We start from the raw sequence: 19,755 nt of genomic DNA, 5'->3' as shown, positions 1-19,755 counted from the left end.
CTGTGCTTGCGCCCCATGCTAGTTGTCGTTTCACACAAGGAGGAGCCGCCAGGAGGAAGAGCCATGAGCAGCCAGAATCCGATTTTCATCCCGGGCCCCACGAACATACCGGAGGCGTTGCGTAAGGCGGTGGACATGCCCACCATCGACCATCGCAGCCCGCTTTTCGGCAGGATCCTGCATCCCGCGCTGGAAGGCGTGAAGAAGGTGCTGAAGACGACGCGGGCGCAGGTTTTCATTTTTCCGTCCACCGGCACCGGCGGCTGGGAAACGGCGATCACGAACACGCTCTCGCCCGGCGACAAGGTTCTCGCCACGCGCAACGGCATGTTCAGCCACCGGTGGATCGACATGTGCCGGCGCCACGGCCTCGATGTCGCCGTGGTGCCGCGCGACTGGGGCGAGGGCGTGCCGGCCGACCGCTTCGAGGAAATCCTGACCGCCGACAAGGCGCAGGAGATCAAGGTCGTTCTCGCCACGCACAACGAGACGGCAACCGGCGTGCGCTCCGACATCGCCGCCGTCCGCCGCGCGCTGGATGCCGCCGGCCATCCGGCGCTGCTGTTCGTCGATGGTGTCAGCTCCATCGGCTGCATGGATTTCCGCATGGACGAATGGGGCGTCGACATCGCCGTCGCCGGATCGCAGAAGGGTTTCATGCTGCCGCCGGGGCTGGCGATCGTCGCGGTCTCGCCCGGGGCGATCGAGGCGGCGGAGCGTGCGACGCTGCCGCGGACGTTCTTCGACATTCGCGACATGGCGAGGGGCTATCTCAATAACGGCTATCCCTATACGCCGCCGGTCGGCTTGCTGAACGGGCTCAGGCTCGCGACCGAAATGCTGCTCGACGAGGGGCTTGAGAACGTCTTCGCCCGGCACCGCCGCATCGCGGAGGGCATTCGTCGGGCCGTCACGGCCTGGGGGCTGCGGTTCTGCGCCGTCCGGCCGGAGCTTTATTCGGATACCGTCACCGCGATCCGCGCCCCCGAGGGCTTCGATGCGAACAGGATCGTCGCCCATGCGTTGAACGCCTACGGCGTTGCGTTCGGAACGGGGCTCGGCGATGTCGCCGGCAAGGTCTTCCGCATCGGCCATCTGGGCAGCCTGACGGATGTGATGGCCCTGTCGGGCATCGCGACGGCCGAGATGGCGATGGCGGATCTGGGGCTGCCGGTGAAGCCGGGCGTGGGCGTGGCCGCCGCGCAGGAGCATTATCGCCACGGCGGCGCGCAGAAGCAGGCCGCTTGAGAAGGGAGGCGTCAATGTACATTCCAACGCTGGACGATATGCTGCTGGCGCGCGCCCGCATCGCGCCGCATGTGCACCGCACGCCGGTGCTGACCTCGCGCATGCTCGACGAACTGACCGGGGCGACGCTGTTCTTCAAGTGCGAGAACCTCCAGAAGGCAGGGGCCTTCAAGGCGCGCGGCGCCTCGAACGCGGTTTTCGGATTGTCGCAGGAGCAGGCCGCACGGGGCGTCGCGACCCATTCGAGCGGCAATCACGGCACCTGCCTGTCCTACGCGGCGGGGCGGCGCGGCATTCCCTGCACGGTCGTGATGCCGCGCACCGCGCCGCAGGCGAAGAAGGACGCCGTGCGCGGCTACGGCGGGCGCGTGGTGGAGTGCGAGCCGTCCACATCGAGCCGCGAGGCGGTTTTCGCCGGCGTCGTCGCCGAAACGGGCGCGGAATTCGTGCATCCCTACAACGACCATCGCGTGATCGCGGGGCAGGCGACGTGTTCGGCCGAACTGATCGAGCAGGTCGAGGGGCTGGATGCCGTCGTCGCCCCGATCGGCGGGGGCGGGATGGTTTCGGGCACCTGCCTGACGCTTTCGAACCTCGCGCCGCAGGTGAAGATCTACGCGGCGGAACCCGCGCAGGCCGACGACGCCTTCCGCAGCTTCAGGGCCGGCCATATCATCGCCGACGATGCACCGGACACGATCGCGGACGGGCTCAAGGTGCCGCTGAAGGAACTGACCTGGCACTTCGTCAGCCGTCACGTCACCGATATCCATACCGCTTCCGAGCAGGCGATCGTCGATGCGATGAAGTTGATCTGGAAGCGCCTGAAGATCGTGATGGAGCCGTCGAGCGCCGTCCCGCTGGCGACGATCCTGCGGAATCCCGAGGTCTTCGCCGGCAAGCGCGTGGGTGTGATCGTCACCGGCGGCAATGTCGATCTCGACAGATTGCCGTGGAACTGAACGGCTTTGGAACCAAGGAGAGGAACGATGAACAAGCCCGCCAATTTCGCCCATCTCGAGGTCGGCTATGACGTGCCGGCCCTGCCGGGCATGGACGAGGCCGATATCCAGACGCCTTGCCTGATCCTCGATCTGGACGCGCTGGAGCGCAACATCAGGAAGCTCGGCGATTACGCCCGCGCCCACAACATGCGCCACCGCGCCCACGGCAAGATGCACAAATCCGTCGACGTGCTGAAATTGCAGATGGAACTGGGTGGCGCGGTCGGCGTCTGCTGCCAGAAGGTATCGGAGGCCGAGGTGTTCGCGCGCGCCGGCATCAAGGACATTCTGGTGACAAACGAGGTCCGGGATCCCGCCAAGATCGATCGCCTAGCGCGGCTGCCGAAATACGGCGCGAGCGTCATCGTCTGCGTCGACGACGTGGACAACATCGCCGATCTGTCGGCGGCGGCGCGGAAGCACGGCACCGAACTGGGCGTCTTCGTCGAGATCGATTGCGGCGCCGGACGCTGCGGCGTGAAGACCGGCGCGGAGGTCGTCGACATCGCCCGCGCGGCGGTGGCGGCGCCCCATCTGGCCTTCAGGGGCTTGCAGGCCTATCAGGGCGCCATGCAGCACCTCGACCGCTACGAGGATCGCAAGGCCAGGCTGGACATCGCCATCGCGCAGGTGAAGGAAGCGGTGGCGGCGCTGAAGGCCGAGGGGCTGGAGCCGGAAATCGTCTCCGGCGGCGGCACGGGCTCCTATTATTTCGAGAGCAATTCGGGCGTCTACAACGAATTGCAGTGCGGTTCCTACGCCTTCATGGACGGCGACTACGGCCGCATTCTGGACAAGGACGGCAAGCGCATCGACAAGGGGGAATGGGAGAATGCCCTGTTCATCCTGACTTCGGTCATGAGCCACGCCAAGCCCCACCTCGCGGTGGTCGACGCGGGCCTCAAGGCGCAGTCGGTGGATTCGGGCCTGCCCTTCGTCTACGGCCGCGACGATGTGAAATACGTCAAATGCAGCGACGAGCATGGGGTGGTCGAGGACCCGCACGGCGTTCTCAGGATCAACGAGAAGCTGCGGCTCGTGACCGGCCATTGCGACCCGACCTGCAATGTCCATGACTGGTATGTCGGCGTGCGCAACGGCAAGGTCGAGACGCTCTGGCCGGTTTCGGCGCGCGGCAAAGCCTTTTGAAGAACGGCCTGCTGAAAATAATGGCCGGGGCCTGCCCCGGCGCGATATCCACAGGAGGAAGGCTCATGATCATCGTCCCTGAGCGCGAAATCGCCGGGCTCGTGTCGGCCGACGCTTGCTTCGCGGCGGTCGAGCAGGTCTTCGCATCGATGGCGAAGAAATCCGCCCGCAATTTTCCCGTCGTCCGCGAGGCCATCGGGCATGCCGATGCGCTCTACGGCTTCAAGTCGGGGTTCGACCGCGAGAGCCTCGCGCTCGGCCTCAAGTCCGGGGGCTTCTGGCCGCGCAACACCGAGAGGGGGCTCACCAACCACCAGTCCACCGTGTTCCTGTTCGATGCCGATACCGGCCGCTGCCGCGCGATGGTGGGCGGCAACCTGCTGACGGCCTTGCGCACGGCGGCGGCTTCCGCGGTTTCGATCAAGCATCTGGCGCGCGCCGATTCCAGGGTGCTCGGCATCGTCGGGGCCGGTCATCAGTCGACCTTCCAGCTCAGGGCCGCGCTCGATCAGCGCCCGTTCGAGAAGGTGGTGGGCTGGAACCTGCATCCCGAAAAGCTCGGCCGCCTCGCCGCGGTCGCGGCGGAGAAGGGCGTTCCCTTCGAGGCGGTGGATCTCGACCGGCTCGGGGCTGAAGCGGACGTGATCATCACCATCACCTCGTCGTTCGCGCCGATCCTCAGGGCCGCGCAGGTGCGGCCGGGCACCCATCTCGCCTGCATGGGAACCGATACGAGCGGCAAGCAGGAAGTCGAGACCGCTCTCGTCGCGCGCGCCACGGTGTTCACGGACGAGATAGCCCAGGCGGTGACGATCGGCGAGGCGCAGCACGCCGTCGCGAAGGGGCTGATCGGCGCCGGCGATATCGTCGAGATCGGCGCCGTCATCAATGGCGATCATCCCGGCCGCGCCGCAACGCGGGAAATCACCCTCTTCGACGGCACCGGCGTGGGGCTTCAGGATCTGGCCGTGGCCTCCGCCGCCGTCGATCTGGCGCTTGCCGGGGGCGTGGCCGTCGAGGTGGATTTCTGACGGAATGGATCGCTGAGGCCCAGCGGGCGGCGAAAGTCGATTCCCGCGTTCAATGATCCATCGCGGGCGAGGACGCGATCTGCCGGATGAGCATCCTGACCGCCGGAGCGCTTTCGGCCGTGCGGAAGATCGCGGCGACCTCGGAGGGAATCGGCTCGCCGGCGATGGGGCGAAAAACCACGTTCGGCATCTGCACGATATCCCGCACCACGCCCGGTATCACCGATATTCCCGTGCCGAGCGATACCTGAGTCAGCACGGCGAGCAGGCTGCCGGGCGAGGAGACGATACGGGGCTCGAACCGGCCGCGCCGGGCCACCTCGTAGGTGCCCGCCCGCTGCTCGGGCGCGATGAACGCTTCCCCCGCCAGCAGGCCGGCGCGCAGCGGCTGCGTCTCTCCCGCCACGCCGTGGGTGGCGGGCAGGGCGAGACAAAAGCGGTCGCGCAGCAGGACATGCCTTTTCAGCGCGCGCGGCAGCGCCATCGGCAGGCGCACGAAGCCGATGTCGATATGGCCGTCGGCGACGAGGCCGGGCAGTTCGCCCATCGGGCACTCGCGCGCGCCAAGGTGCACGTCCGGCCACGCCTCGCGGAAGCGGCGCGTCTGCTCCTGAAGGACTCCGGCGTAGGCGGCCGAACCGACATAGCCGATCTCGACGCGGCCGATCTCGCCCCGGCCGGCGCGGCGGCCGACGCTTTCGGCCCGCGCGTACTGGTCGAGGACGTTGCGCGCCTCGGCCAGAAAGATCTCGCCCGCCGGCGTGAGCGCGACCGAACGCTTCGTGCGGGCGAAAAGGCGCGCCGACAACGTGCGCTCGATTTCCTGAATCTGCACCGTCAGCGTCGGCGGGGCGATGTTGAGCCGTTCGGCCGCGCGGGCGAAATGCAGCTCCTCGGCGAGCGCCACGAAATAGCGGAAATGTCTCAGCTCCATCCCGGCGCACCGCATGAATTAGTCCATACCTAATAATAATCGAGAAAGCCGCGAATGAAAGGAATTCAACGATGCGATTGACTGGGGACGCCTGACCACCACGGAGGAGATCGTCGTGCCGGAAGCATCCGCCCCGCACCTGCCAGTCCATGCCCGCGCACACGGCGAGGCCCGGCCATGACTCTCGGGGTTTCTCTCGAACGCGGGACGGCGCGGCCGTTTCTCGTCCTGCTGACGGCATCCACCGGCTGCGCGATGACGGTTCTCGACACCAACATCGTCGCCATCGTGCTGCCGACCGTCGCGCGCGATTTCGGCGCCACCTTCGCGGAGATCGAATGGGTGGTCAGCACCTACGTGCTGTGCTTCGCTTCGCTGCTGCTGCCCGCCGGCGCGGTCGCGGACAGGTTCGGCCGCCGGCGCGTGTTCCTGATCGGCATCGCCGCCTTCGCCCTGACATCGCTCCTGTGCGGACTCGCGCCGTCCGCGGCCTTCCTCTATGCCGCCCGCGCCCTGCAAGGCGCGTCGGCGGCTTTCCTGCTGGCGCCGGCGCTCGCCGTCATCGCCCACACCTTCCATGGCGAGGCGGAGCGGAATCGGGCCTGGGCGATCTGGGGCAGCATCATGGGCCTGACGATGGTGCTCTCGCCGATCGCCGGGGGCGTCATCGCGCATCTGCTCGGCTGGCGATGGGCCTTTCATGTCAACCTCCCGATCTGCGCGGCGCTCGCCGCCGCCGCCGTCGCGTTCGTGGGGGAATCGCGCGACGAGGCCGCCAGACGGCTCGATCCCGCCGGCATCGTGTTCTTCGCGTCGGCGATGTTCGGGCTGACATGGGGGCTCATCAACGGGCAGGCGCATGGCTGGACATCCGCGACCGCGCTTGCCGGTTTCGCGGCGGGTATCGGTGCGTTCGCAGCCTTCGTCGTCGCCGAGCGGCTGCAAGTCCGCCCGATGCTGGACCTCGGGCTTTTTCGCAACCCGCGGCTTGTCGGCGGCGTGTGGGCCATGTTCGCCTATGCCGCCTGCGCGCAGGTGATGGCGTCGCTCCTGCCTCTCTTCCTCCAGAACGGGCTCGGCCGCGCGCCGCTGGAGGCGGGTTTCGCCATGCTGCCCTTCGCCCTCGCCATGCTGGCTTTTCCGCATGTCGGCCGGCTGCTCGGCCGCCGATTGATCCCGGCGGACATTCTCGCCCTCGGCCTTCTGGTCGTCGGTTTCGGCAATGCATTGACGGGGTGGGCGGCGCGGCTCGGCGACCGGCCGCTTGTCATGCTCGGCATGGTGGTCCTCGGCGCCGGCGGCGGCCTGCTCAACGGCGAGACCCAGAAGGCGATCATGAGCGTGGTGCCGCGCGAGCGCGCGGGCATGGCGTCCGGCATCAGCACGACGGCGCGCTTTTCCGGCATTTTACTGGGCTTCGCCACGCTGAGCGGCGTTCTGGCCACCGCCGTGCGCGGCGTGCTCGCGCCCGGTTCCTGCGACGGGGGCGACGCCTGCCGTCAGGCCCGCGCCTTCGCCGACGCGGTCGTCGCCGGCGATCTGCCGCAAGCCGTCGCCGGTCTCGCGGGGGCGGAACGGGAGGCTGCGACGACACAGGCGCTTTCCGCCTATTCAGCCGGATTCTCGGTGGCGCTGCTCGCGGCGGCGGCGATCGCCGGGCTGTCGGCCGTCGCCGTTCGGCGGCTGATGCGCGCGCCTCGCGGTCCCATTGCTTCAATGAAACGGTGACGGCGTTTTCCCGGCGCTCGAACGCTGCTCAGGCTCTGATCAGGCTTGCCGCCGCCTTGCCCGCGCTCTCCATGTAGCTCGGATCGCGGTGGAGCAGGACGACGGCGAAGGCGCCGTCGAGCAGCAGGATGATCTGGCGGGCGAGGAGAGGGGCGTCCCTGTTTTCGCCCGCCTCTTCGATGACGGAGCAGAGCCATTCCTCGACGCGCTTCTTGTGCTCGCGCCCGGCGACGATCGCCGGATGGCCGGGCAGGTTGATGAGTTCGACGGATGTCCGGAGAAAGCCGCATCCCTTCCATTTCGGATGCCGCGCCGAACGGGCGAGATTCCGGAAAATGCCCTCGATCCTCTCCGCCAAATCGCCTTCCGTCTCGGCGAACCAGCGCTTGAACACGGCCAGGTTCGGCTGATCGCGGGTTTCGAGGTAGGCGGCGATCAGATCGTCCTTGCTGCGGAAGTGATAATAGAGCGAACGCTTCGTCAGCCCCGCCTTTTCCGCAACGGCGTCGACGCTGACGGCCCTGATGCCCTCGTCGTGAAACAGCTTTCCGGCGGCGGCGACGATGCGTTCGCGCGTGGTCGCGGGGATCTTGCTCATGGCTTTTTGTATACCGACCAGTGAATATACACAACGATGCGCGCGGCCTATCCTGGCGACATGAACCAGACGACGCATCACCCCCCTATCATGGAGAGCCAGGCGGTCGAGATCGTCTGCCGCGACGGTGTTCGCCTCGGCGGCCGCTTATGGTGCGCGCCGGACGGCGGCGGGCACGGCAGCGTCATCGTCAACCCGGCCACCGGCGTGCTCTCGCGCTACTATCACCGCTACGCCCTTTTCCTGACGGCGCGCGGCTTCGATGTCCTGACATATGACTATCGCGGCATCGGCCTTTCCCGTCCCGCGCGCCTGAAAGGCTGCGGCTATCGCTGGCGCGACTGGGGGGAGCGCGATTTCGACGCGGCTCTCCGCTACATGAGGCAGCGCCGCGACGGTCCGCTGGCGGTCGTCGGGCACAGTATCGGCGGCTTCCTGCCGGGGCTCGCGGAGAGCGCGCCGCTCATCGACCGGATGCTGACGGTCGGTGCGCAATATGCGTGGTGGGGCGATTACGTTGCGCGCCACAGGCTCGGCCTGATCCTGAAATGGCATGTCGCCATGCCGGCGCTGACGGCGCTGTGCGGCTATTTTCCCGGCCGGCGGCTGGGGTGGCTGGAGGATTTGCCCGCCGGCGTGGCGAACGAATGGAGTTTTCGCGGGCCGCGTTTCGAGCGCAGCCATCCGCGCGCGGAGCGGCAGCGGGCCGTTGCGCGCATGGCGTCCGTCACCGCGCCGATCCTCGCCATCTCCGTTGCCGATGACGAGTTCGGCACCGTATCGGCGGTCCGCAGGACGCTCGGCTATTATGCCGGCGCCGAGCGGAACGCGGTGCTTCTGAAACCGGAGGATTACGGCCGGGACGCCATAGGCCATTTCGACCTGTTCCACGACAGCCATGCAAGCGGCTTCTGGCTCGACACCCTGCTCTGGCTTCGGGACGGCCGCAATCCGTGGCCGGGCCGCATCATCAATCGCTGACACGGGAATCCCTTCATGCCTTGCATATCGTGCTGGAGAAATCGGTTCACACAGCGCTCTTCACTTTGACGACAATATATCTGGCAGAGCGTCAGGCGGGGATGAAGGACGTCAGGTGGCTGAAGAGGTTTCGCGCTGCGGGGGGCAATTCCGCTTCGGCGCGGATGCAGACCGAGAGGTGTCGCGTCGCCCATGCGTCGGCCAGCCGGACGATGGCGGGACGCGGCGAACGGCGACACCGGCGCGCCGCCGTTTCCGGCACGATGCCGATGCCCGCGCCTTCAGCGGCGACGCGGCAGATGGCGTCGAAGGTGCGCAGCCTCACGCGGATCTTCTGTCTGGCGCCGATTCTCGCCGCCTGCGCGTCGATGTGCTCCTGAAGGGCGCCGCCCGTCAGCCCGATGAAATGCTCGCCGAAGAGGTCGGCGAAGCGCGCATGCCTTCTCGCCGCCAGGGCATGATCGCGCGCCGCCACCACGATCAGCCGGTCGACGGCGAAGGGCCGCAGCGTCAGCCCGTGCGTGTCCACCGCATCCGACAGGATGCCGATTTCGGCGAAGCCGGCCGCGACGCTGCGGGCGATCTCGGGGCTTTGCCTCTCCTTCAGATCGATGTCGACCTGCGGGTGCGCGGCCATCCATGGCGCCAGCCGGTCGGGCAGGAACTCCGTGAGCGCGGCCGTGTTGGCCAGAACGCGGACGGTGGCGCGAAGCCCCTTCGCGTATTCGCCCATCTCGCCTCGCATCTGCGCCATTCGGAGCAGGATCGCGCGTGCATGATGGGCCAGCGCCTCGCCGGCCTCGGTGGGCGTGACGCCGCGCCGCCCGCGCTCGAGCAGCCTGACCTCGCCGACCGCCTCCATGTCGCGCAGCCGCTCGCTCGCGGCGGGCAACGAAAGGCCGGCTTCCGCGGCGCCGTGGGTGATGATGCCGGCATCCACGACGGCCAGAAACAGGTGAAGGTCGGTCAGGTCGAAACGCATGATGCAAGGATATCGCATGACGAGGCTTCGGGCCAGCCGAAGTCAGGCTATGGAACGTCCGCATTGTCCGGGGCGTCGGATGCGTTATGCAGGAGCCATGTTCGAAACATCCGCATTCCTGCTTGCCGCCGTCGCGGCGACCTTCTTCGCCGCCGGTGTCGTCAAGGGCGTCACCGGCATGGGCTTGCCCACGGTGGCGATGGGCGTGCTCGGCGCACTCGTCTCGCCGCTGGCTGCGGCGAGCCTGCTGATCGTCCCCTCCTTCGTCACGAATATCTGGCAGCTTCTCGCCGGGCCGGGCCTGGGGCCGCTGATCCGCCGGCTCTGGCCGATGATGGCGGCCATCGTCGCGGGAACGCTGCTCGGCACGTCATGGCTCGCCGCCGGCGATACCCGCCCGACCACCGCGGCGCTCGGCGCGGCGCTTGTCGTCTACGCGGGCTTCACCCTTTTCGCCCGTCAGTTTCACGTGCCGCCGCGCCTGGAACCGTGGCTGTCGCCGCTCGTCGGGGCGGCGACGGGCATCGTGACCGGCGGCACCGGCGTGTTCGTCATTCCGGCCGTGCCCTATCTTCAGGCGCTCGGGCTCGCCAGGGACGATCTCGTGCAGGCATTGGGGCTGTCGTTCACGGTATCGACGGTTGCGCTGGCCGCCGGTCTCGGCGCGCGCGGCGCATTCCAGCCGGACGGCATCGTGCTTTCCGCCCTCGCGGTCGCGCCGGCTTTGGCCGGCATGCTGGCCGGCCAGCTTGTCCGCAACAGGATCGGTCCCGCCGCATTCCGCCGCGGGTTCCTGTTCTGCCTGCTGCTGCTGGGCGCGCAGATGTGTCTGGGATCGCTCTCCTGATCGGCCGCCCGGAGCCCGCCGGCGTTCTGATGAAACGCCGGAAAGCTCTCGTTCCCCTGAAAATTCTAGAGCGTCGGACGTTCTGATGGAATCAGAACTGACGCTCTAACTTTTTGATTTAACGCATCTTTGTCGACGAAAGGTGGTGCCCGCTTTTCTGCACGATGCTCTATCCTGTTTTAACTGAAACAGGATAGAATCCGTTTTCTTTTTTCGAGCGAATTCTGATCGATAAAATGATTTCCATTTGATCGGAAAGCGCTTTATTTGCTGTGGGCATCCGGCGTCTGCGGCGCCTCGGCCCAGCAATAGAATTTCGACGTGTTGCCGATACCGGGGTTGAGGACGTTGCACGGGTCGAGATTGCGATAGAATTTCTTGAGCGTCGGCTTGGCGTGGTAGAGATGGCCGACGTTGTGCTCGGCCGGATATTCCGCGCCGCGGTCGTCGAGAATGCGCCACATCGCATGTTCGATGGCGATCGGATCGTGACCCTTGCGGACGATGTAGTCCTGATGGAAGACGTGGCAGAAGAAGTGCCCGTAGTAGAGCTTGTTGACCAGCTTGCCCCCGATGTCCGCCGGCAGGCGCTCGAACCAGTCCGTGTCGTTGCGGCGCAGGGCGATGTCGAGCGCCACGATGTCCTCGACGCTGCCGCGGTGCGTGTCCCGGTAGCGGATGGCCGCGCTCGCGACGGCGAAGCGGTGCAGGAACGCCTTGCGGCCTTCCTCGGCGTCGCACTCGAAGAAATCGCCGTCGTTCGCTTCGAAGAAGGATTTGAGGAACGCCCGCGTCTCCTCCACGCTGTCGGCCGACACCCGGACCAGCAAGTGATGGTCGTAATGCGCGCGGAACTCCTTGATGCGCCGGGGCAGGTGGCCGGGCAGCAGCGACATCGCCGCTTGCAGGATGGTGTCTGTGACGCCCCGAAGGCCCAATCCCTCGAAGAAGGCGTCGATGCGGCTCTTCAGCGCGAAGGCTTTCGGCACATATTCCGTGCCCAGCCTGTCGATGAGCAGGAAGACGTCCTTGCCGTAGGTTTCGCCGATATCGAAGGCATCGCGGTGGATGTATTCGCCGGCGATCGGCAGCTGCTCCGGAACGGTGAGCATGTACCGGCGGACGCCGGTCAGGCTCGCGGTGTCGTTGGCGCCGATATAGAATACCTGGCTCTGCTCCGCCGGAAAGGTATCGAGCCGCACCGCGAACAGCACGAGCTTGCCGGCCGAGCCGGAAGCCTCGAAAAGCCGCCCCGGATCGGCGTTGAAGCGGGCGGGCGTATCGGCGTCGACATCGCGCACATGCCGGCCGTAGTTGTGGTCGGACGCGGCGAGACGTTCGTCGTGGATAACGTCGGCGGGGGCATAGCGGCCCTTCTCCAGCCGGTCGAGGATTTCCTCGGGCTCGTTGCCGAGTTGCACGCCGAGGTGGTTGACGAGGCGCAGGACGCCGTCCTCGCCGACCTGTCCGTAGAGCGCGAGCTGCGTGAATGCGGGCCCCCGGCGCACCAGCGCTCCGCCGGAGTTGTTGCACACGCCGCCCAGCACCGATGCGCCGATGCAGGATGACCCGATCACCGAATGCGGCTCGCGCCCGAGCGGCTTCAGCATCTTTTCGAGACTGTCGAGGGTCGCGCCGGGCAGGCAGATCGCCTGCCGGCCTTCGTCGACGAGCTGGACGCCGGAGAGGCGGCGCGTGCTGATCAGCACGATCTCGCGGTCATAGGCGTCGCCGTCGGGGGTCGAGCCGCCGGTGAGGCCGGTGTTGGCCGCCTGCATGATGATGATCTTGCCGGCGCGCACGGCGGCCTGCGCCACGCGCCATTGCTCCACCAGCGTGCCCGGCCGGACGACGGCGAGCACGTTGCCGTCGCCGAAGCGGTAGCCCTTGCGGAAGCGGCGGGTTTCCCTGGCGCCCGTCAGCACATGCCTGTCGCCGACGATATCCCTGAACGATTTCAGCAGCGTCTCGTTACCGGTGTTCGTCGCGCTCATGGAACTTGTTTCACCTCCGCAGCGATGGCTTTCGTGAGTTCCGGGTCGATGGCCAGCGAACTGCGGTCGAGCTCGGCGATCGATTTCACGCCGGTCAGCGTCATGGCGACGCGCAGCTCCTTCTCGAACAGTTCGAGCAGGTTGACGACGCCGGCCTCGCCGGCCGCCGCGAGCGCATAGACGAAGGCGCGGCCGATGAGCACCGCATCGGCCCCCAGCGCAATGAGCCGCACCACGTCGAGACCGGTGCGCACGCCGCCGTCGACGAGGATCTTGAGGTCGCCGCCGACCGCTTCGGCGATTGCCGGCAGCGCCCGCACGGACGACAGCACGCCGTCGAGCTGGCGCCCGCCGTGATTGGACACGATGATGCCGTCAGCGCCGAAGCCGACCGCATCGCGCGCGTCGGCGGGATCGAGAATGCCCTTGATGACGATGGGGCCTTTCCAGAAGTCGCGAATCCATTCGAGATCCTGCCACGAGATGGAGGGATCGAAGTTCGCGCCGAGCCAGCCGATGTAATCCTTGAGGCCGGTCGCCTTGCCCAGATACCGCGAAACGTTGCCGAGATCGTGCGGCCGGCCGTTCACGCCCACATCCCATGCCCACGCGGGATGGGTGACGGCTTGCAGCAGGCGGCGGAATTCGGCGTGGGGGCCGCTCATGCCGGAATGGGCGTCACGGTAGCGCGCGCCGGGCACCGGCATGTCGACGGTGAAGACCAGCGTCTTCACGCCGGCGGCCTGCGCCCGTTCGAGTGCGTTCTTCATGAAACCGCGGTCGCGCAGCACATAAAGCTGGAACCAGATCGGCCGCTCGATGGCCGGCGCTACTTCCTCGATGGGGCAGACGGAGACGGTCGACAGGGTGAAGGGCACGCCCTTGCGCGTTGCGGCGCGCGCCGCCTGCACCTCGCCGCGCCGGGCGAACATGCCGGTCAGACCGACGGGAGCGAGGACGACGGGAATGTCGAGCTTCTCGCCCCACAGCTCCGTGTTCACGCTGAGATCCGACATGTTGCGCAGCACGCGCTGGCGCAGGGCGATGTCGGCGAGGTCACCGACGTTGCGGCGCAGCGTGTGCTCCGCATAGGCGCCGCCGTCGATGTAGTGGAACAGGAACGGCGGCAGCTTGCGCCGGGCGGCTTCGCGGTAGTCGGTGGAGGCGGAGATGATCATGGCGTCTACACTTTCGCCGACGGCGGACGGAACGCCCGTGCCCTGCGGGCCTCGTCCTCGTCGATGGATTTCAGGGAATTGTGCACGAAGTCGATGTGCACATGGGCGGCGAGACGGGCGCGCTCGGGATCGCCGGCGATGACCGCCTCCATCAGCTCGCGGTGCTGTGAAGACAGCGGCTCGAACACGCGCGGCAGCGTGTACAGCTTTTCGAGGTTCTGGGAGATATTGGTTTGCAGCAGGTTGAAAAGGCCGCGCATCACCTGAAGCAGCACGAGATTGTGCGACGTCTCGGCGATGGTCAGGTGGAAGGTCGCATCGGCGCGCGCCTCGTCCATGGGGTTCTCGCGGTCGTGCAGGGCGATCATGGCGTCGAAGCAGGTGCGCAGCTTGTCCTTGTCCTCGTCCGTGGCGCGCAGGGCGGCGTGAAAGGCCGCCGCGCCCTCGAGCGCATGGCGGATTTCCAGCACGTCGTAGCGATAGGCCGGATTGTCCTTGAACAGCCCGGCCAACGGGTCGACGATGGCCTCGTCCGACCATCCCGGCAGGGGAGCGTTGACGTAGGTGCCGCCGCCGGCGCGGCTGGTGAGCCGGCTGCGGCTGGCAAGTTTCTGAATCGCTTCGCGCACGGAGGAGCGCGAGACGCCGAGTTCCTCCGCGAGCTTGCGTTCGGCCGGCAGACGGTCGCCCGGCTTCAGGCCGCGTGCGTTGATCAGGATCTCGAGCTGATCGGCGATGTGATCGGACAACCGCATGGGTTTCATCGTATCGGTGTTCCCGGCTCCCGGATTTTGGTCAGACCAAAATTTAGGAAAAGCCGTGGGAAAGGTCAATACGCGGTATTCTCCAATGTCCCGGAGAAGTGTTTGGAAACCGCCGCCGGCCGCGCTGACGCAGGCCGGCGGCGAGGCGCGTCAGGGGATCATCCACGTCAGGACGTAGGCTTGCAACGTGGTGATGATGCCGATCAGCACCGTGAAGAACAGACTGTGCTTCAGCGTGAAGCGGAACAGGTCCGACTCGCGTCCCGCCAGTCCCACGGCCGCGCAGGCGATGGCGATGGATTGGGGCGAGATCATCTTGCCCGTCACGCCGCCGGTGGTGTTGGCGGCCACGAGCAGCACGTCGGAAACGCCGATCTGCTGGGCGGTGGTCGCTTGCAGCGCGCCGAACAAGGCGTTCGACGATGTGTCGGAGCCGGTAAGGAACACGCCGAGCCAGCCGAGGAAGGGCGAGAAGAACGTGAACGCCCTGCCGGTATGCGCCAGCGCCAGCGCCAGAGTCGCCGAGAGGCCCGAATAATTGGCGATGAAGGCGAACGCCAGCACCATGCCGATGGCGTAGATCGGGATCTTCAGCTCGTTCACGGTCTCGCCGAAGGTCCGGGCGGCGTCTGCCGGGCGCATGCGCAGATAGAGCACCGACAGCAGCGCCGCGATGAGGATGGCCGTGCCGGTGGCCGAGAACCAGTTGAACTGGTAGACGGCGTCGTAAAGCGTGGGCTGCGGCACGATCGGCGGCGTCTTCTCGACGAGACGGTGCAGGAACGGCACCTCGATCTTGATCACCCAGCTCGCCAGCGGCCCGCCGGCGGCGAAGAGCTGCTTGAACGGTTGCAGGCTCCACAGCGTCACCATGGCGGTGAGGATGAGGAAGGGCGACCAGGCTTTCAGCACCTGCCCCGGCGTGTGATGCGCGCCGGCCTTGTGCGTGCCCGCGCCGGAGGCGGCTTCCTCGGCGCTCAGCGCGAAGCGGAAGATGTGCTTCGGCTGCCATACCTTGAGAAACAGCGTCAGGGCGACCAGCGAGGCGATGGCGGAAGTGATGTCCGGCAGTTCCGGCCCGATGTAGTTCGAGGTCACGAACTGGGCGACGGCGAACGATCCGCCGCCGACCAGAACCGCGGGCCAGGTCTCGCGCACGCCGCGCCAGCCGTCCATGATCGCCATGATCCAGAACAGCACGATGATGGTCAGCAGCGGCAACTGCCGTCCGGCCATCTGGCCGATCTCGAAGGGATCGAGGCCGGTGACCTGCCCGGCGACGATGATCGGGATGCCCATGGCGCCGAAGGCGACCGGGGCGGTGTTGGCGATGAGGCACAGGCCGGCGGCGTAAAGCGGCTTGAAGCCGAGCCCGACCAGAAGCGCCGCCGTGATCGCCACCGGCGCGCCGAAGCCGGCCGCGCCCTCCAGAAACGCGCCGAAGGCGAAGCCGACGAGCAGCATTTGCAGGCGCTGGTCCTCGGTGATGGACAGGATCGACGAGCGGATGATGTCGAACTGGCCGGTCTTGACCGAAACCTTGTACAGGAACACCGCGGCGACGATGATCCAGGCGATCGGCCAGAGGCCGTAGAAGAAGCCGAAGACGCCCGACGCCAGCGCCCGGTCGACGGGCATGCCGTAGAAGAGGATCGCCACCAGCAGCGACAGGACGACGGTGATCGTGCCGGCGACGTGTCCCTTGAGGCGCAGGACGGTCAGCGCGACGAAGAAGAAGGCTATCGGAACAAGCGCCACGAGGCTCGAAAGCCATATGTTGCCTGCGGGATCGTAAACTTGTGCCCAGGCTTGCATGGTGTGAGGGCTCCACGTTGGGGCGGGTGCGGAACGGCAGGCGGCGTCCATGCCGACGTCTGCGCTGCCGGGACGGTTACGGTCAAACTGGTCTGACCATTTATCGCTGCGGGGAAAAGGCCGGCCGAGGCTACGTCGGCGGGCTGCGGTCAACGGCGCCTGCGGATCGCTGTCGGCGCAGGCTTTGAATGGCGCGGTTCCGGTCCGATTCCCTCCGGCCCCATGATGCCGTCGGGCTTGTGCATGCTGCGGCCGGGATCATGACGATCCATGGCGGCGAGGTGATGCGCTTCATGCGTTGCGACTCCCGGTGATCTTGTCGTTTGCTTTTTTGAATCCGTCCAGTTTTGGTCAGACCATCATACCAATTTCGCGACATAAGGTGAAATGCGCGCCGGAGTCAACTGATTTCATACGAAACATTCAGGCGGAAAGGGGCGCGCGTGACGGCGCGGCTCGGGGCGGCTGCGCGCGCGGCGGGCGACGGTGGATCGTCCGCTCAAAACTTGTCTTTGCCCTGCGTCAGAGGCGTGTAACATGCCGGTGCTACCGATTGAGATCTGTCATGATAAGGAGCCGGTCATGTCTCTCGCCCCGGGCACGGCCCGCGCCGACGCAGCAGTTGTTTCCCCGGAGCCGAAAGACGGCCGCCATCATGTCGTCGTGATCGGCGCGGGTTTCGGCGGCTTGCATCTCGTCCACCGCCTGAGCGGCGCGGGCGTCCGGGTCACGCTCATCGACCAGCGCAACCATCATCTGTTCCAGCCTCTGCTCTATCAGGTGGCGACCACCATCCTCGCCACGTCCGAAATCGCCTGGCCGATCCGCCGGCTGTTCCGCGACCGCAAGGAGGTGAGCACGCTGCTGGCGCGCGTCGTCGGTGTCGACACGGCCCGCCGGGTGGTGGAACTGGAAGACGGAGACAGCGTCGGCTACGATACGCTGGTGGTGGCGACGGGCGCCCGGCATGCCTATTTCGGTCATGACGAATGGGAAACCGTCGCGCCCGGTCTCAAGACGCTGGAGGACGCCACGACGATCCGCCGCCGTCTGCTTCTGGCTTTCGAGCGCGCCGAGCGCGAACCGGACCCGGCGAAACGCGAGGCTTTGCTGACTTTCGGCGTGATCGGCGCCGGCCCGACCGGAGTCGAACTGGCTGGCATTATCGCGGAACTGGCGAAACAGACGCTCTGGCAGGAGTTTCGCAACATCGATACGCGCAAGGCGCGCGTCATGCTGATCGAGGCCGGGCCTCGCGTTCTCGCGGCTTTCCCGGAAGATCTGTCGACTTACGCCGCCGAGGCGCTGAAAAAACGCGGCGTCGAGCTGCGACTCGGGCAGCCGGTTTCGGATTGCACCGGCGAGGGCCTGCGGATCGGCGACGAGTTCATTCCCTGCCGCACCTCGGTCTGGGCGGCCGGAGTGGCGGCCTCACCCGCCGCCGGATGGCTGGGCGTGGAAGGGGACCGTGCCGGAAGGGTGCCCGTCCGGCCCGATTTGACGTTGGCCGATCGGCCGGAGATTTTCGTCATAGGCGATACCGCCGCCGTGAAGGCTCCCGATGGCGGTCCGGTTCCGGGGATTGCGCCGGCGGCCAAACAGCAAGGCGAATACGTCGCCCGCCTGATCCGGGCGCGGCTGGCCGGCGAGCGCGCGCCGGAACCTTTCCATTACCGCCATCAGGGCAATCTGGCCACGATCGGCAAGGGCGCGGCGGTCGTTCATATGGGACGGCTGCGCCTGCGCGGCGGGCTTGCCTGGTGGGTGTGGGGGATCGCGCATATTTTCTTCCTGATCGGCACGCGCAGCCGCGCCGCGGTCGCGTGGAGCTGGTTGTGGAGCTACCTTACCGGCCAGCACAGCGCACGGCTGATCACGCAGGGATCGCAACTCAACCGGAAAAATTAGAGCATCGAACCGACTGGATACGCCTTGTTCAGCTTGAAACAGGCCGTATTCCGGCTTCCTTGTTTCGAGCGCATTCCGATTGCCGTCATCCTGCAAGGCGCCGAACGCAGTCGATGCCGGTTGCGTCACTGAGGATCGACAACGCGGCAGGGGGCTAAAACCACCGGTCAGCCGACTCCGCGAGGTTTTGTCAGGAGTTCCAGGTATCGGGAATGCGCGGTCATCCATGCGAGCGCGCCTGCCTTATATCGTCGATCTGCCGCCGGTCTCCGGGCGATCGGCGTCCCATCCGGCGTGCTTCCTCGGAAAATAAAGCTCAAATCATGCCGCAAGCTCAAATTTAAAATTATACAAATTTTAGAGTAGCCAAAATTGTAATTATCATAAGGTTTCTGCCAACTATTGCGTGTCACGACTTTGCAAGATAAATATACTATTCCATGACGATCGGCGAAAATCGCGTTGACGTCTTTCATCATTACACGGCATCTCCGGTTCCTGTCTTTCGGCGTCAGGCGGATGTGCCTGCAATGACGGCGACCGGGGCGCGCCTTTCGGCCGTTCCGTCTCTTTCTGGAGAGCTGGTCGTGAATACCGGGTTCATCGAGATGCGGGTGCTTGCGACGACGATGCCGAAGCGCCTCGTCACGACAGGGGCCGGCTGCAAGGTTGAATGGACATGGTGAGCTATCGGCATTCCATGGCCTGCCATACCGAAGGCATCCGGGCGCTCGCGCCGGTCAAATGGCGCGGCCTCGACGGCCTGATGAGCGTCTTCTGGGATGCGGAGGGTGAGGCCGGAGCGAAGGCCTACTACCTGTCTCCCGATCCGCGCATCGTGATCTTCTTCAACGACGTATCGCCGCACATTCAGATGACCAACAGGGAAGGCGGGTTCGAGCGGCATTACCGCCGGATGACGCGCGCGCTGTATGTGCCGGCCGGCGTTCCCTTGTGGACCAGTTTCACCTCATCGCATCGCTTCTCGCATCTGGATCTGCATGTGCACAAGGATCGGATGTTGAGATTTCTGTCGCCGTCGGTCGGCGCGTCGGTCGCGCTCACGGCGTTGCGTCGCCCTGTGGAGGTTCAGGATATCGTCGCCATCGAGAAACTCGCCAGCCTGCTGGTCGACGAAGTATCGCATCCGTCGAAACACGCGGTTTATGCCGAAAGCCTCGTCGGCAGCATCGTCACCGGGCTTCTCGATATCCCCGAGCGGGGCGGCGAGCGGCCAGGCGGCAGGCTTACCCAGGCGCAGATGAACAAGCTGATCGCGCGCATCGACGCTTGCAGCGGATGCCGGCTGACGGTTGCCGAAATGGCCGCGACGGTGGGCCTGTCCGAGAGCTGGTTCGCCAATGTCTTCAAGCAGACCACCGGCACCACGCCGCTGCAATGGCAACTCGGGCGCCGTATCGATCTCGCCAGGAAGCTGCTGGCGGAAAGCGACCTGACCATTGCGGATATCGCGGTCCAGCTCGGATTTTCCGATCAGGCGCATCTGACGAAGGCCTTCAGGCAGGTCGCCGGGGAAACGCCCGCCGCGTGGCGGCGCATGCGCCAGACCGGCTGACAGCGAAGGCTGTCCCGC

General features: G+C 66.3%; 17 protein-coding genes. 10 read left to right on the top strand and 7 right to left on the bottom strand.

Annotation, left to right across the window (positions count from 1 at the left end):
- The first annotated feature begins 63 nt into the window (after positions 1 to 63).
- The 4 genes from bhcA (at position 64) to bhcD (ending at position 4,432) form a co-directional block, all read left to right on the top strand.
- Positions 64 to 1,248 (top strand): L-aspartate--glyoxylate aminotransferase BhcA, encoded by a 1,185-nt coding sequence (gene bhcA / locus ACOYJQ_RS08430; protein WP_433457627.1) that lies wholly within the window; start codon positions 64 to 66, stop codon positions 1,246 to 1,248.
- A 14-nt stretch (positions 1,249 to 1,262) separates the two neighbouring features.
- Entirely contained in the window at positions 1,263 to 2,210 is a 948-nt protein-coding gene (gene bhcB / locus ACOYJQ_RS08425; RefSeq protein WP_433457625.1) for a beta-hydroxyaspartate dehydratase BhcB, read from the top strand.
- A 27-nt stretch (positions 2,211 to 2,237) separates the two neighbouring features.
- Entirely contained in the window at positions 2,238 to 3,401 is a 1,164-nt protein-coding gene (gene bhcC / locus ACOYJQ_RS08420; protein ID WP_433457624.1) for a 3-hydroxy-D-aspartate aldolase BhcC, read from the top strand.
- 65 nt (positions 3,402 to 3,466) lie between these two features.
- Positions 3,467 to 4,432 carry an iminosuccinate reductase BhcD gene (gene bhcD, locus ACOYJQ_RS08415; protein WP_433457623.1) on the top strand — a complete coding sequence of 322 codons (966 nt, stop codon included), beginning with the start codon at positions 3,467 to 3,469 and terminating at the stop codon, positions 4,430 to 4,432.
- Between the two features lie 49 nt (positions 4,433 to 4,481).
- Here bhcD and ACOYJQ_RS08410 read toward each other — a convergent pair whose 3' ends face one another.
- A complete protein-coding gene (locus ACOYJQ_RS08410; RefSeq protein WP_433457622.1) occupies positions 4,482 to 5,366 on the bottom strand; it encodes a LysR substrate-binding domain-containing protein in 885 nt (294 codons plus the stop codon).
- Between the two features lie 177 nt (positions 5,367 to 5,543).
- On the opposite strand from ACOYJQ_RS08410, the gene ACOYJQ_RS08405 reads away from it, so the two are divergent.
- Positions 5,544 to 7,094, top strand: coding sequence for an MFS transporter (locus ACOYJQ_RS08405; protein ID WP_433457621.1), 1,551 nt, complete (start codon positions 5,544 to 5,546; stop codon positions 7,092 to 7,094).
- Between the two features lie 28 nt (positions 7,095 to 7,122).
- Here ACOYJQ_RS08405 and ACOYJQ_RS08400 read toward each other — a convergent pair whose 3' ends face one another.
- Positions 7,123 to 7,692 carry a TetR/AcrR family transcriptional regulator gene (locus ACOYJQ_RS08400; protein WP_433457620.1) on the bottom strand — a complete coding sequence of 190 codons (570 nt, stop codon included), beginning with the start codon at positions 7,690 to 7,692 and terminating at the stop codon, positions 7,123 to 7,125.
- Between the two features lie 60 nt (positions 7,693 to 7,752).
- Between ACOYJQ_RS08400 and ACOYJQ_RS08395 the strand changes: the two genes are divergently transcribed.
- The gene (locus ACOYJQ_RS08395) at positions 7,753 to 8,673 is read left to right on the top strand and encodes an alpha/beta hydrolase family protein (RefSeq protein WP_433457851.1); all 921 of its coding nucleotides are present in this window, start codon (positions 7,753 to 7,755) and stop codon (positions 8,671 to 8,673) included.
- A 91-nt stretch (positions 8,674 to 8,764) separates the two neighbouring features.
- On the opposite strand, the gene ACOYJQ_RS08390 is transcribed toward ACOYJQ_RS08395, so the two are convergent.
- Complete coding sequence (locus tag ACOYJQ_RS08390; protein ID WP_433457619.1) at positions 8,765 to 9,655, bottom strand: LysR family transcriptional regulator; 891 nt, start codon at positions 9,653 to 9,655, stop codon at positions 8,765 to 8,767.
- 97 nt (positions 9,656 to 9,752) lie between these two features.
- On the opposite strand from ACOYJQ_RS08390, the gene ACOYJQ_RS08385 reads away from it, so the two are divergent.
- Positions 9,753 to 10,502 (top strand): sulfite exporter TauE/SafE family protein, encoded by a 750-nt coding sequence (locus ACOYJQ_RS08385; RefSeq protein WP_433457618.1) that lies wholly within the window; start codon positions 9,753 to 9,755, stop codon positions 10,500 to 10,502.
- 263 nt (positions 10,503 to 10,765) lie between these two features.
- On the opposite strand, the gene dld is transcribed toward ACOYJQ_RS08385, so the two are convergent.
- The 4 genes from dld to lldP all read right to left on the bottom strand — a co-directional run bounded on the left by dld (position 10,766) and on the right by lldP (position 16,253).
- Entirely contained in the window at positions 10,766 to 12,496 is a 1,731-nt protein-coding gene (gene dld, locus ACOYJQ_RS08380) for a D-lactate dehydrogenase (RefSeq protein WP_433457617.1), read from the bottom strand.
- On the bottom strand, positions 12,493 to 13,674 hold the full coding sequence (gene lldD / locus ACOYJQ_RS08375) for an FMN-dependent L-lactate dehydrogenase LldD (RefSeq protein ID WP_433457616.1): 1,182 nt from the start codon (positions 13,672 to 13,674) through the stop codon (positions 12,493 to 12,495). Before lldD ends, dld begins: the two co-directional genes overlap by 4 nt.
- Positions 13,675 to 13,679: 5 nt before the next feature.
- The gene (gene lldR / locus ACOYJQ_RS08370) at positions 13,680 to 14,438 is read right to left on the bottom strand and encodes a transcriptional regulator LldR (RefSeq protein ID WP_433457614.1); all 759 of its coding nucleotides are present in this window, start codon (positions 14,436 to 14,438) and stop codon (positions 13,680 to 13,682) included.
- Positions 14,439 to 14,588: 150 nt separating this feature from the next.
- Positions 14,589 to 16,253 carry an L-lactate permease gene (gene lldP / locus ACOYJQ_RS08365; protein WP_433457613.1) on the bottom strand — a complete coding sequence of 555 codons (1,665 nt, stop codon included), beginning with the start codon at positions 16,251 to 16,253 and terminating at the stop codon, positions 14,589 to 14,591.
- Between the two features lie 582 nt (positions 16,254 to 16,835).
- Between lldP and ACOYJQ_RS08360 the strand changes: the two genes are divergently transcribed.
- The 3 genes from ACOYJQ_RS08360 (at position 16,836) to ACOYJQ_RS08350 (ending at position 19,737) form a co-directional block, all read left to right on the top strand.
- Positions 16,836 to 18,161: an NAD(P)/FAD-dependent oxidoreductase gene (locus ACOYJQ_RS08360; protein ID WP_433457611.1), complete on the top strand. Its 1,326-nt coding sequence runs from the start codon at positions 16,836 to 16,838 to the stop codon at positions 18,159 to 18,161.
- Positions 18,162 to 18,601: 440 nt separating this feature from the next.
- Entirely contained in the window at positions 18,602 to 18,847 is a 246-nt protein-coding gene (locus ACOYJQ_RS08355; protein WP_433457609.1) for a hypothetical protein, read from the top strand.
- Complete coding sequence (locus ACOYJQ_RS08350) at positions 18,844 to 19,737, top strand: helix-turn-helix domain-containing protein (RefSeq protein WP_433457850.1); 894 nt, start codon at positions 18,844 to 18,846, stop codon at positions 19,735 to 19,737. The genes ACOYJQ_RS08355 and ACOYJQ_RS08350 overlap by 4 nt, the downstream gene beginning before the upstream one ends.
- Positions 19,738 to 19,755: the final 18 nt, after the last annotated feature.

It is taken from the genome of Pseudochelatococcus sp., from assembly GCF_050946405.1.
Taxonomy (GTDB): Bacteria; Pseudomonadota; Alphaproteobacteria; order Rhizobiales; family Beijerinckiaceae; genus Pseudochelatococcus.
This window is presented reverse-complemented; position numbering and strand designations above follow the sequence as displayed.